This is a genomic window from Pseudomonas sp. AC463, from assembly GCF_979253585.1.
On sequence record NZ_CEEDDZ010000010.1, the window covers coordinates 153,163 to 165,764 of the forward strand.

General features: G+C 59.7%; 9 protein-coding genes. 2 read left to right on the top strand and 7 right to left on the bottom strand.

Translation table 11 applies throughout. The features are described from left to right. The 7 genes from AC0IYH_RS14810 to AC0IYH_RS14840 all read right to left on the bottom strand — a co-directional run bounded on the left by AC0IYH_RS14810 (position 1) and on the right by AC0IYH_RS14840 (position 10,558). Entirely contained in the window at positions 1-1,011 is a 1,011-nt protein-coding gene (locus AC0IYH_RS14810; RefSeq protein WP_017739471.1) for an ABC transporter permease subunit, read from the bottom strand. Positions 1,012-1,087: 76 nt separating this feature from the next. Then, positions 1,088-2,686: an ABC transporter substrate-binding protein gene (locus AC0IYH_RS14815; protein ID WP_116629138.1), complete on the bottom strand. Its 1,599-nt coding sequence runs from the start codon at positions 2,684-2,686 to the stop codon at positions 1,088-1,090. 80 nt (positions 2,687-2,766) lie between these two features. Then, a complete protein-coding gene (locus AC0IYH_RS14820) occupies positions 2,767-4,182 on the bottom strand; it encodes an OprD family outer membrane porin (RefSeq protein ID WP_471834922.1) in 1,416 nt (471 codons plus the stop codon). A 173-nt stretch (positions 4,183-4,355) separates the two neighbouring features. Further along, complete coding sequence (locus AC0IYH_RS14825) at positions 4,356-5,900, bottom strand: ABC transporter substrate-binding protein (RefSeq protein WP_471834974.1); 1,545 nt, start codon at positions 5,898-5,900, stop codon at positions 4,356-4,358. A 365-nt stretch (positions 5,901-6,265) separates the two neighbouring features. After that, positions 6,266-7,894 carry an ABC transporter substrate-binding protein gene (locus AC0IYH_RS14830; protein WP_116629135.1) on the bottom strand — a complete coding sequence of 543 codons (1,629 nt, stop codon included), beginning with the start codon at positions 7,892-7,894 and terminating at the stop codon, positions 6,266-6,268. A gap of 258 nt (positions 7,895-8,152) precedes the next feature. Beyond that, entirely contained in the window at positions 8,153-9,754 is a 1,602-nt protein-coding gene (locus tag AC0IYH_RS14835; protein WP_116629134.1) for an ABC transporter substrate-binding protein, read from the bottom strand. Between the two features lie 90 nt (positions 9,755-9,844). Next, positions 9,845-10,558: an SIMPL domain-containing protein gene (locus AC0IYH_RS14840; RefSeq protein ID WP_471834925.1), complete on the bottom strand. Its 714-nt coding sequence runs from the start codon at positions 10,556-10,558 to the stop codon at positions 9,845-9,847. A 205-nt stretch (positions 10,559-10,763) separates the two neighbouring features. Between AC0IYH_RS14840 and AC0IYH_RS14845 the strand changes: the two genes are divergently transcribed. Together AC0IYH_RS14845 and AC0IYH_RS14850 are read left to right on the top strand one after the other, a co-directional pair. Next, the gene (locus tag AC0IYH_RS14845) at positions 10,764-12,026 is read left to right on the top strand and encodes an ATP-binding protein (protein ID WP_116629132.1); all 1,263 of its coding nucleotides are present in this window, start codon (positions 10,764-10,766) and stop codon (positions 12,024-12,026) included. Next, positions 12,019-12,579, top strand: a complete 561-nt coding sequence (locus AC0IYH_RS14850) for a response regulator transcription factor (protein WP_116629131.1) — start codon at positions 12,019-12,021, stop codon at positions 12,577-12,579. Before AC0IYH_RS14845 ends, AC0IYH_RS14850 begins: the two co-directional genes overlap by 8 nt. Positions 12,580-12,602: the final 23 nt, after the last annotated feature.

Genomic DNA, 12,602 nt, shown 5'->3' on the forward strand with positions numbered 1-12,602 from the left:
TCAGCGCTGGTGACGGATGCGTGGGTTGGCGAAGCCGTAGAGGATGTCCACCACGAAGTTCACCAGGATCACCAGGCAGGCGATCAGCAGGATGCCGTTTTGCACCACCGGGTAGTCCCGCGCGCCAATGGCTTCGATCAGCCATTTGCCGATGCCGGGCCACGAGAAGATGGTTTCGGTCAGCACTGCACCGGCCAACAGGGTGCCGACTTGCAGGCCGACCACGGTGAGTACCGGGATCAGCGCGTTGCGCAGGCCGTGCACGAACACCACGCGCGCCGGCGACAGGCCTTTGGCCTTGGCGGTGCGGATGTAGTCTTCGCGTAGCACTTCGAGCATGGATGAACGGGTCATCCGCGCAATCACCGCCAACGGGATGGTGCCGAGCACGATGGCCGGCAGGATCAGGTGGTGCAGGGCGTCGAAGAAGGCGTCCGGCTCGTCAGCCAGCAGCGTGTCGATGAGCATGAAACCGGTGCGCGGCTCGATGTCGTAGAGCAGGTCGATCCGCCCGGAAACCGGGGTCCAGCCCAGGCTGACCGAGAAGAACATGATCAGGATCAGGCCCCACCAGAAGATCGGCATCGAATACCCCGCGAGGGAGATGCCCATCACCCCGTGGTCGAACAGCGATCCTCGCTTGAGTGCCGCGATCACCCCGGCCAGCAGGCCCAGGATACCGGCGAACAACAGGGCGGCCATGGACAATTCCAGGGTCGCCGGGAAGAGGGCGGTGAATTCGGTCCACACGCTGGTGCGTGTGCGCAGCGATTCGCCAAGGTCGCCTTGGGCGAGCTTGCCGACATAGTCCAGGTATTGCGCATACAGCGGCTTGTTAAGGCCAAGGCGTTCCATTGCCTGTGCGTGCATCTCGGGGTCGACGCGCCGCTCGCCCATCATGACTTCGACGGGGTCGCCAGGGATCATGCGAATCAACGCAAACGTGAGCAACGTGATGCCGAAAAACGTGGGGATCAATAACCCCAATCGGCGGGCAATAAAACTAAACATCTTGTTGTGTACCTCAATCAGCCGGTTAGGCAGGTTCGGCACCCCCCTGGTGGGCGGTGCCGAGCGTTTCTCTTATTTACTTCACCTGTGTGGTGGCGAAGTTATTTGTACCTAGAGGGCTTTGGGTGAAGCCTTCTACGTTTTTGCGCATGGCCGTGAACAGTTTCGGGTAAGCCATGGGAAGCCATGGTTGGTCCTTGTCGAAAACGTCCTGTGCTTGTTCATAGAGTGCAGCGCGCTGGGCGGGTTCAGCGATGGCGCGCGCTTTGTCGATCAAGTCCTGAAACTCTTTGTTACACCAGCGCGCGTAGTTTTCGCCGTTTTTGGCGGCATCGCAACTCAGGTTCGGCGTGAGGAAGTTATCCGGGTCGCCGTTATCGCCGACCCAGCCAGCCGAAACCATGTCGTGCTCGCCGTTTTTGGCACGCTTGAGCATCTCGCCCCATTCCATGACCTTGATGTTGACCTTAAGGCCAATCTGCGCCAAATCCGCCTGCATGCGCTGGGCGCCGAGCATCGGGTTGGGGTTGGTCGGGCCACCGCCGTTACGGGTGAACAGGGTGAACTCGGTGCCTTCCGGCACGCCGGCTTCCTTGAGCAGGGCGCGGGCCTTGTCCAGGTCACGCGGCGGGTTTTTCAGTTTGTCGCTGAAACCCAGCAAGGTCGGAGGATACGGGCCGGTACCCACCACCGCGTTGCCTTTGCCGAACAGGGCTTCGGTATAACCGGCCTTGTCGAACGCGATGTTGATCGCGTGACGCACCCGCGCATCGCTCATGTATTTGTGGGTGGTGTTCAGCGCGGTGTAACTGGTGGTCATCGCCGCCAGCTCATCGACTTTCAGGTTTGGGTCTTTCTTGATGCTTGGAATGTCATCCGGCTTGGGGAACAGCGCGATCTGGCATTCGTTGGCCTTGAGCTTCTGCAGGCGCACGTTGTTGTCGGTGCTGATCGCCAGGATCAGCGGGTCGACGGCCGGTTTGCCGCGGAAGTAGTCCGGGTTGGCCTTGAAGCGCGCCTGGGCGTCTTTTTGATAGCGGGTGAAGATGAACGGGCCAGTGCCGATGGGCTTGGCGTTGAGGTCTTCGGTCTTGCCGGATTTGAGCAACTGGTCGGCGTATTCCTTCGAATGGATTGAAGAGAATGCCATGCCCAGGTCGGCGAGGAACGGTGCTTCGGGGCGGGTCAGGGTAAAGACGACAGTGTGATCGTCGGTCTTTTCCACGCTCTTTAGCAGTTCCTTGAAGCCCATGCTTTCAAAGTACGGGTAGCCCACGAGGGACTTGTTATGCCACGGGTGATTCGGGTCCAGCTGGCGCTGGAAGCTCCAGAGCACGTCGTCGGCATTCAGGTTGCGCGTGGGTTTGAAGTAGTCGGTGGTGTGGAACTTGATGTCGTCACGCAGGTGGAACGTGTAGGTCAGGCCATCGGCGCTGATCTCGGGCAGGTCTTTGGCCAGCGCGGGGATCACTTCGGTGGTGCCGGGCTTGAAGTCCACCAGGCGGTTGAACATGGTTTCCGCGGCGGCGTCAGCGGTAACGGCCGTGGTGTACAGGACCGGATCGAAACCCTCCGGGCTGGCTTCGGTGCAGACCACCAGCGGTTTGGCCGAAATGCCCACGGCCACGCTCAACAGGGCGGCAGCGATGGCGGCTTGTAGCGGAAGCATTTTCATTCAGAGCCCTCTGCAATCGATGGGACCAGACAAGCGTAGACGCCGGGCTCGTCCTGAGCCCGGCGTTTACCTGGTGCTAATTAAAGAATGTTGAACGGGATGGTGGTGACCAGACGGAACTCTTTGATGTTGCCGTCAGCCTGTTCGGAGCTGGCGCGGTGAGTCACGTAGGTTGCACGGATGGTGGTGGCCTTGAGTGGGCCGCTCTGAATGGCGTACGACGAACCCACACCGTATTCCTGGTGTTTCTCGCCGTCCATCAGGCGCAGGTCGCTGCGCGAATCACCGGCGGTGCCGTAGGCAGTACCGTTGTAGTGAGTACCGTCGATGCCCCAGCCGCGAGCCGAGTAAACGTTGAACTTCAGGCCTGGCACGCCGTATTCGGCCATGTTGATGCCGTAGGCGATCTGGAAGGACTTCTCGTTCGGGCTGTTGAAGTCCGAAGTCAAGGAGTTGGCCAGGTAGATGCCGTTGGTTTCGTGCAGGTAGTCGAAGTACTCGTTACCGTTAACGGCCTGGTACGAGAAGGTCAGGCTGTGGGCCTGGTGAGTCAGTCCCAGGGACAACGAGTACGTGTCGTTGTCGATGTTGCCCATCTTCTTGCTGCCGGTGTCGGTGGTCTTGTAGTAGTTCAGGCCGGTGGTCAGTGCCAGGGTCTGAGCATCACCCAGTTCGTGGGTAGCGCCGAAGTAGTACTGGTTCCAGAAGTCTTCAACGTTGGCGGCGAAGAGGCTGGTTTTCAGGCTCTTGAACGGCTGATAGTTGAAGCCCAGGGTCTTGACCTTGTCGGTTTCCTGGCCATTGCCGTATTCAGAGCGGAATTTCGACAGGCTCTGCTCGGTACGTGGCGAAACGCGGTCGAAGATACCGCCCTGGAAGGACAGGTTGCTCAGCTCTTCACTGTTGAAGCTCACACCTTCGAAGCTCGACGGCAGGGCGCGGTTACCGATGGTGTCGATGATACCGGTGCTGAAGTTCTGGCGACCTGCGGTCAAGGTGGTGTTGGAGACACGGAACTTGACGTTGGCCAGGCCCAGCTTGCTCCACTGGCCTACGGCGTCGCCGAAGGAGTGAGCGAGGGTACGGTTGGAACCACCGGCGATGTCTTTCTGGTCGCGGTCGAGCGCGATGTAGTTGTAAGCAGCAACTTCAGTGCTGACGCCAACTGTGCCTTGGGTGAAGCCCGAGGTGTAGTTGAGGATGGTGCCTTGAGCCCAGTTATAGCGACGCGAAACTCGGGTCGTTACGTCATTGGCTTTGTCGGCTTCGCTTTTGTAGTAGCCGAACTTCTGGCCACGAAATTTCATTTCGTTGGAGTACCAGTTACGCGTGGTACCGCCCAGGCTTTGACCGTCGATAAAGCCTTTGGCCTCGCTTTGGGCGCTGGAGCCGGCCAGTGTGGTAGGAACGAATTCCTGGCTGGCGGGTTCAGCGTAGGCGGTGGCCGTGATGCTGCTGATGGCCAGGGCCAGAAGCGCTTTGCTGCTCAGTTTCATGGGTGAAGCTCCTTTGGTTCTCTTTTTTAATGCCGGTCTTTTTTGGTGATCCGACTATTTGGGTGTGTAACTCTTTCAAGCTATTGCAAACGTTTGCCGTGGGAAATTTCCCAACAAAAGGCTGCACGTTTGCCGGAGAGCGACTTTCGCTCTCCGCGCATCCGGTTATTTTCTTATGGGGTAATGCTGACGCCCGAGAACACGTTGCGGCCGAAGGGGCTCACTTTGAAGCCTTCGACTTTGGCGCTTAACGGCTGGTTGACCGTCGAGTGGGCGACTGGCGTGATCGGCACCTGCGCTTTAAGCAGTTGCTGCGCCTGTTTGTACAGAACAGTCCGTTGTTCGCGGTCGGTGACGACCTTGGCTTGCTTGATCAGCTTGTCGTAGGCCGGGTCGCACCACATGGAGTAGTTGTTCCCGCCAATGGCGTCGCAGCTGTAGAGGGTGCCCAGCCAGTTGTCCGGGTCCCCATTGTCGCCAGTCCAGCCGATCAGGCTGATATCGTGCTCACCGTTCTTGGTGCGCTTGATGTATTCGCCCCACTCGTAGCTGACGATCTTGACCTTGAGGCCGATCTTGGCCCAGTCGCTTTGCAGCATCTCGGCCATCAGCTTGGCGTTGGGGTTGTACGGGCGTTGTACCGGCATCGCCCACAGGGTGATTTCGGTACCTTCCTTCACGCCGGCGGCCTTGAGCAGTTCCTTGGCTTTTTCCGGGTTGTAGGCGGCGTCCTTGATGCTGTCGTCGTAGGACCACTGCGTCGGCGGCATGGCGTTGACCGCCAGTTGCCCCGCGCCCTGGTACACGGCGTTCAAAATGCTCTGCTTGTTCACCGCCATGTCCAGCGCCTGGCGCACTTCGAGCTGGTCGAAGGGCTTGTGGCGCACGTTGTAGGCGATATAGCCGAGGTTGAAGCCCGGCTTGGTCAGCAGTTGCAGGTTCGGATCGGCCTTCAGCGCTTCCACGTCAGCCGGGCGCGGGTGCAGGGTGACCTGGCATTCGCCGGCCTTGAGTTTCTGCACGCGCACCGAGGCGTCAGTGTTGATCGCGAAGATCAACTGGTCCAGCTGGACCTTGCTCGGGTCCCAGTACTGTTTGTTGGCCACATAGCGGATCTGCGAATCTTTCTGATAGCGCTGGAACACGAACGGGCCAGTGCCGATCGGCTTCTGGTTGATGTCGCTGGGCTTGCCGTCCTTGAGCAATTGCTCGGCGTATTCGGCCGAGAGGATGGCGGCAAAGCTCATGGCGATGTTCTGCACGAACGCGGCGTCTACCGAGTTCAGGGTCATCACCACGGTGTGCGGGTCGGTTTTCTCGACCTTGGCAATGTTCTTGTTCAGGCTCATCCCGTTGAAGTACGGAAACTCGGTGGGGTAGGCCTTGCGAAACGGATGGTCGGGGTCAAGCATGCGGTTGAAGGTGAACAGCACGTCGTCGGCGTTGAAATCCCGCGTCGGCTTGAATTCCTTGTTGCTGTGGAATTTCACCCCTTCACGCAGGTGAAAGGTGTAGGTCAGGCCGTCTTCGGAAATATCCCACTTGGTTGCCAGCCCAGGCACCACATTGGTCGCGCCTTTTTCAAACTCCACCAGGCGGTTGTACAGCGGCTCGGCCGCGTCGTTATCCGTGGCGGTGGTGTATTGCGCGGTGTCAAAACCCGCCGGGCTGCCTTCGGAGCAGAACACCAGGCTCTTCTTGTCGGCGGCCTGGCCCATCGTGGCCACAGCCAGCAGGCTGGTGCCAAAAATTGCGGATAGAACGGTGGTATGGCGCATGACGATCCCGATCCTTGTTTGTAGTTGTCATCAGTGAGCAATCAGCCTGGCGTTCGGCCAGGCAGACATCACTGATCCCACACACAGCAAGTGCCTTTCCCAGGTTGACGCTTCTGCTGTCCTACGACGGTATGGGTCGTGGACTTCGCAGTAAATGCGCCAAAACGGACTGACCTTGTAGGCAACAGATTCACATGTCGCGGTCCGCTTCTGTAGGACGAAGCGACTACGGATGTGATCGGTTTCCTGGGGTCCAGGCGAATGCAATAACGGCGACGTTTATGAAACGTCGCCGTTACTGATCCTTACTTGCCGCTTACGCTCACGCCATAGAAGGAGTTCAGGCCAAACGGGCTGATCTTGAAGTCCTGTACGGTGTTGCGCATGGGTTGATACACCGTCGAGTGCGCGATAGGTGTCATCGGGACTGCATCTTTGAGGATATGTTGCGCCTGCTTGTACAGCTCGGTGCGTTTGGCGACATCCGATGTGGCCTTGGCTTCTTTCACGATGCCGTCGAATTTCTTGTCGCACCATTTGGAGAAGTTGTTACCAGCCAGCGAGTCGCAGCCGAACAGCACGTTCAGCCAGTTGTCCGGGTCACCATTGTCGCCGCTCCAGCCAATGATCATGGCCTGGTTCTCGCCGCCTTTGGAACGCTTGATGTACTCGCCCCACTCATAGCTGGTGATCTTGACCTTGAGGCCGATCTTGGACCAGTCGTTTTGCAGCATCTCGGCCATCAGCTTGGCGTTCGGGTTGTACGGACGCTGAACCGGCATGGCCCACAGCACGATTTCGGTACCTTCCTTGACGCCGGCTTCCTTGAGCAGCGCCTTGGCTTTCTCAGGGTCGAACTTGGCATCCTTGATGGTGGTGTCATACGACCATTGGGTCGGCGGCATGGCGTTGACGGCCAATTGGCCCGCGCCCTGGTACACGGAGTCGATGATCTGCTGCTTGTTGACCGACATGTCCAAAGCCTGACGCACGCGGATATCAGCCAACGGGTTTGGCTGATCGCTGCCCTTGACCTTGTCCATCACGTTGTAGGCGATGTAGCCCAGGTTGAAACCGGCCTGGTTCGGCAGTTTCAGGTCCTTGTCTTCGCCCAGCGCCTTGAGGTCGGCCGGACGTGGGAACAGGGTGACCTGGCATTCGTTTTTCTTCAGCTTCTGGATACGCACCGACGGGTCGGTGGTGATGGCGAAGATCAGGTTGTCGATCTTCACGTCTTCAGGTTTCCAGTAGTCCTTGTTGCCGGTGTAACGGATGTTCGAGTCTTTCTGGTAGCTCTTGAACACGAACGGGCCAGTACCGATCGGCTTCTGGTTGATGTCGGCGGCTTTGCCTTCCTTCAACAGTTGCGCGGCGTATTCGGCGGACTGGATCGACGCGAAGCTCATCGCCAGGTTCTGGATGAAAGCGGCGTCCACGGTGCCAAGGGTGAACTTGACGGTGTGGTCATCGACTTTCTCGATGTTCTTGATGTTGGTGTCCATCCCCATGTCCGTGAAGTACGGGAACTCGGTGGGGTAGGCTTTGCGGAACGGGTCGTCCTTGTTGATCATGCGGTTGAACGTGAACAGCACGTCATCGGCATTGAAGGTACGGGTCGGCTTGAAGTACGCGGTGGTGTGGAACTTGACGCCGTCGCGCAGGTGGAAAGTGTACGTCAGGCCATCCGGGGACACGTCCCAGTTGGTGGCCAGCCCAGGAATCACAGCGGTGCCGCCGCGTTCGAACTGGGTCAGACGGTTGAACATGGTTTCGGCCGAGGCATCGAAGTCTGTTCCGGTGGTGTACTGGCCTGGGTCAAAACCAGCCGGGCTCCCTTCGGAGCAGAACACCAGGTTACTCGCCGCTTGGGCGAATGGGGCGGCGGCCATAAGGCCAGCACTCACTAATAACGGAAGGACTGCGTGTTTGAACATGTTGGCCTCATGATTTGTTGTCATTTTTGGTGGTGAGGGCGACCTCGTGAGTCGGCCTGCGGATACTTATGCAGGCGCCATACCCATTGCAAGATGTTGAACCGTTGCAATAGGCAAACAGTGGTACGAACGTACAGGAATGTCGCAATTATGAAAGTTTCTACATAAATGGACCGATTTCGAGGGTTTTTTCGGTGCAGGAGGCGCACCAAGAAAGCCCAACCGAGGCGTCTAGCGCACTCGGTTGGGGCGTCGCTGTTACTTATCTAGACCCACGCCATAGAAGGGCGTCAGGCCAAACGGGCTGATCTTGAAGTCGGTGACTTCCTTGCGCAACGGTTGGAAAACCGTCGAGTTCGCAATAGGCGTTATAGGCACTTGTTCCTTAAGGATTTTTTGTGCCTGCTGATACCACTTGATGCGCTGCTCGCGGTCATTGCTGACCTTGGCCTGTTGCACCAGCTTGTCGTAGGCCGGGTTACACCATTTGGCGTAGTTGCTGCCCTTGACCGCAGCACAACTGTAGAGCACGCCGAGCCAGTTATCCGGGTCGCCGTTATCGCCGGTCCAGCCATAAATCATCGCGTCGTGCTCGCCATTTTTGGCGCGCTTGATGTACTCGCCCCACTCATAGCTGACGATGTTGGCCTTGATGCCGATTTTTTCCCAATCCTGCTGGATCATTTGCGCCGACATCCGCGCATTCGGGTTGGACGCGCGCTGGACCGTCATGGCCCACAAGTTGATGGTGGTACCGGGTGCAACCCCTGCTTCTTTTAGTAGCGCCTTTGCCTTGGCCGGGTCATGCGGCGCGTCCTTGATCGACGGGTCATAAGACCACTGCGCCGGTGGCAACGCGTTCTGCGCCAATTGCCCGGCGCTCTGGTACACGGCCTTGATGATCGCCGGTTTATCGATGGCCATGTCCAGGGCCTGGCGTACCTTGAGCTGGTCCAGCGGCGGGTGTGTCACGTTGTAGGCCAGGAAGCCCAGGTTGAAGCCGGCCTGCTGCAGCACGCGCAGGTTGGGGTCTTGCTTCATGACTTCGATGTCGGCCGGGCGCGGGTAGCCGCTGACCTGGCATTCGCCGGCCTTGAGTTTCTGCAGGCGCGAGGCGGCATCCGGGGTGATGGCGAACACCAGGTTGTCGAGCTTCACGTCTTCGGGCTTCCAGTACTGTTTATTCGCCACGTAGCGGATCTGCGAGTCTTTCTGGTAGCGCTTGAACACAAACGGCCCGGTGCCCACCGGCTTCTGGTTGATGTCTTCGGCCTTGCCTTCCTTGAGCAACTGGTCGGCATATTCGGCGGATTGCACCGAGGCGAAGCTCATGGCCAGGTTCTGCACGAAGGAGGCATCGACGTTGTTCAGGCTGAATTGCACGGTGTGCTCGTCGAGTTTGTCGACGCTTTTGATCGTGGTGTTCAAGCCCATGTCGGTGAAGTACGGCGACTCGGAAGGGTAGGCCTTGCGAAACGGGCTGTCGGCATCCAGCAGGCGATTGAAGGTGAACAGCACGTCGTCGGCGTTGAAGTCGCGGGTCGGCGTGAAGAAATCGGTGGTGTGAAACTTGACCCCGTCCCGCAGGTGGAAGGTATAGGTCAGGCCGTCTTTGGAGACTTCCCAGCGTGTTGCCAGGCCGGGTTCGACCTCGGTGCCGCCGCGCTTGAACTGGGTCAGGCGATTGAACACGGTTTCGGCCGAGGCATCAAAATCGGTGCCGCTGGTGTACTGGCTGGGGTCGAAACCGGCGGGGCTGGCTTCGGAGCAGTAGACCAGGGTGGTGGCCGCCTGGGCCATTGGCATAAACGCCAGCAGGCCGGCGGCGAGGAGTAGCGGTTTGAAGGCGATTCTGTCCATGGAGACCCCTGAAATGGCAGGTATAAATGCTGCCCAAACGAAAACGGCGGTCACCGAGGTTACCGCCGTTCAGGTGTGTCAGGTAGGGGGTTACTGCATTTGCACTTCGACCACCCCGTCGGCGCTCATGGTCACCTGGCTGGTGCCGGCTTCCACTTCCGGCGTCGGCGCCGAATCCATCATGGCGGCTTTCATCATCATTCCACCGCGCGCGTACGGCTGTGGATAACCGTTGGTGTTGAAGTTCAGGTTGACGATCTTGTAGCCCTTGCCGCCCAGCGCGTCGGTCGCCAGTTGTGCGCGGGCCTTGAATGCGGCGACGGCGTCCTTGAGCAATGCATCTTCGCTGGCCTTGCGGGTATTGTCGGCGATGGCGAAGTCCATGCTGTCCATTTTCAGGGTGTTGAGCAGTTCGCCGGTGAGCTTGGACAGGGCCGGGAAGTCGGCACTTTCCAGGCGCAGTTCGGCGCGTTCACGCCAGCCGGTGATCTTCTGGTTCTTGTTGTCGTAGATCGGGTAGCTGTTGCGGCTGCCCTGGCGCAGGGTCACGGCTTTGACTTCGCGGGCCTGGCCGAGGGCGGTATTCAGGGTGGTGGTGATTTCGGCGGCAAGCTTGGCCGGGTCGGCATTTTGCGACTCGGTATAAAGGGTGACGATCATCTTGTCGCGGGCCACTTCCTGGCTGACTTCGGCACGCAGGGAAATCTGGTTGTAATGCAGCTCATCGGCGGCCATCGCCGGAAGGCTGGCCAGGGCGCTGGCGCTGAGGGTGAGAACGGCTGCACTGCGAGTGAAACGAGACATGGAAGCTCCTTGGGATGTTCGTGTTCGGTATGACTGTAGACGGTGGCATCGGGTTCTTCGGGTTTACACATTCGCTACAAGTTGGGCGAGTGCCGACGAACGGTCGCTTGCCCGGCCTGCGGCAAAGAGCCACACACGCCGTGTCAGCGTGTCTGCTTCGTTTATACTCCTGCCGATCCGCCTGCAGCGCTCACCGGGAGAGCTCATGCTCGCCGCCGTAAAACTGACTTCCGCCACCCGCCAGAACCTTTGGCGATTGACGTTTATTCGTACCCTGGTACTGGCCGCACAGGCCGGCTCCGTCGGGCTCGCGTATTGGTTCGACCTGTTGCCGCTGCCCTGGCTGCAACTGGGCGTGACCCTCGGTTTTTCCATCGTGCTGTGTGTGTTCACCGCCATCCGGTTGCGCACCACCTGGCCGGTAACCGAGCTGGAATACGCCCTGCAACTGGCCTGCGACCTGTTTATCCACAGTGTGTTGCTGTATTTCTCCGGTGGTTCCACCAACCCGTTCGTTTCCTATTACCTGGTGCCCCTGACCATCGCCGCGGTGACCTTGCCTTGGCGCTACTCGGTGGCGCTGTCGGGTATCGCGCTGGCCTTGTACACCCTGTTGCTGGCGCGCTTCTATCCGTTGCAAACCTTCCCGATCGCCCGGGAAAACCTGCAGATCTACGGGATGTGGCTGAGCTTTGCGCTGTCCGCCGCAGTCATCACCTTTTTTGCCGCACGCATGGCCGAAGAGTTGCGCCGCCAGGAAGAGTTGCGCGCCATTCGCCGTGAAGAAGGCCTGCGCGATCAACAACTCCTGGCCGTCGCCACCCAGGCCGCCGGCGCCGCCCATGAGCTGGGCACGCCCTTGGCGACCATGAGCGTGCTGCTCAACGAAATGACCCAGGACCATCACGACCCTGCGCTGCAGGAAGACCTCGGCGTGCTGCGCGAGCAGGTCAAGCAGTGCAAACAGACCTTGCAGCAACTGGTGCGCGCCGCCGAAGCCAATCGCCGCCTGGCGGTAGAGATGCAGGACGTGACCCAGTGGCTCGACGAAGCCTTGAACCGCTGGCACCTGATGCGCCCCGAGGCCAGTTACCGCTTCAACCTGCTCGGCCAGGGCACGGTGCCGCGCATGGCGCCGCCGCCCGACCTGACCCAGGCGCTGCTCAACCTGCTGAACAACGCTGCTGACGCCTGCCCCGAAGGCCTGGGCGTGCAGCTGGACTGGGACGCGGAAGACGTGACCATCAGCATTCGCGACCACGGCGCGGGCGTGCCGCTGGCCATTGCCGAACAGATCGGCAAACCCTTCTTTACCACCAAGGGCAAAGGCTTCGGCCTCGGCCTGTTTTTGAGCAAGGCCAGCGTGACCCGCGCGGGCGGCTCAGTGAAGCTCTATAGTCATGAGGAAGGCGGCACGCTCACCGAGCTGCGCCTGCCCCGTGTCGCACGAGGAGATATCGATGACTGACGAGATCCAAGTCGAAGGCGAAGAACTGCCGCACCTGCTGCTGGTAGATGACGACGCCACCTTTACTCGCGTGATGGCGCGCGCCATGAGCCGTCGCGGTTTCCGCGTAAGCACCGCAGGTTCAGCCGAAGAAGGCCTGACCATCGCCCAGGCCGACCTGCCGGACTACGCCGCGCTCGACCTGAAAATGGACGGCGACTCCGGCCTGGTGCTGCTGCCCAAGCTGCTGGAACTCGACCCGGAAATGCGCGTGGTGATCCTCACCGGTTACTCCAGCATCGCCACCGCCGTCGAGGCCATCAAGCGCGGCGCCTGCAACTACCTGTGCAAACCGGCGGACGCCGACGACGTGCTGGCCGCCTTGCTCTCCGAGCACGCCGATCTCGACACCCTGGTGCCGGAAAACCCGATGTCGGTGGACCGCCTGCAGTGGGAACACATCCAGCGCGTGCTCACCGAGCACGAAGGCAACATCTCCGCCACCGCCCGTGCCCTCGGCATGCACCGCCGTACTTTGCAGCGCAAGTTGCAGAAGCGCCCGGTACGGCGCTGAACCTCGGCTGAACAACCCGCTTC

Bases quoted from the DNA above. Each gene is read 5' to 3' on its own strand.
- AC0IYH_RS14810 (WP_017739471.1), bottom strand. From the start codon at position 1,011: ATGTTTAGTTTTATTGCCCGCCGATTGGGGTTATTGATCCCCACGTTT.
- AC0IYH_RS14815 (WP_116629138.1), bottom strand. From the start codon at position 2,686: ATGAAAATGCTTCCGCTACAAGCCGCCATCGCTGCCGCCCTGTTGAGC.
- AC0IYH_RS14820 (WP_471834922.1), bottom strand. From the start codon at position 4,182: ATGAAACTGAGCAGCAAAGCGCTTCTGGCCCTGGCCATCAGCAGCATC.
- AC0IYH_RS14825 (WP_471834974.1), bottom strand. From the start codon at position 5,900: ATGGGCCAGGCCGCCGACAAGAAGAGCCTGGTGTTCTGCTCCGAAGGC.
- AC0IYH_RS14830 (WP_116629135.1), bottom strand. From the start codon at position 7,894: ATGTTCAAACACGCAGTCCTTCCGTTATTAGTGAGTGCTGGCCTTATG.
- AC0IYH_RS14835 (WP_116629134.1), bottom strand. From the start codon at position 9,754: ATGGACAGAATCGCCTTCAAACCGCTACTCCTCGCCGCCGGCCTGCTG.
- AC0IYH_RS14840 (WP_471834925.1), bottom strand. From the start codon at position 10,558: ATGTCTCGTTTCACTCGCAGTGCAGCCGTTCTCACCCTCAGCGCCAGC.
- AC0IYH_RS14845 (WP_116629132.1), top strand. From the start codon at position 10,764: ATGCTCGCCGCCGTAAAACTGACTTCCGCCACCCGCCAGAACCTTTGG.
- AC0IYH_RS14850 (WP_116629131.1), top strand. From the start codon at position 12,019: ATGACTGACGAGATCCAAGTCGAAGGCGAAGAACTGCCGCACCTGCTG.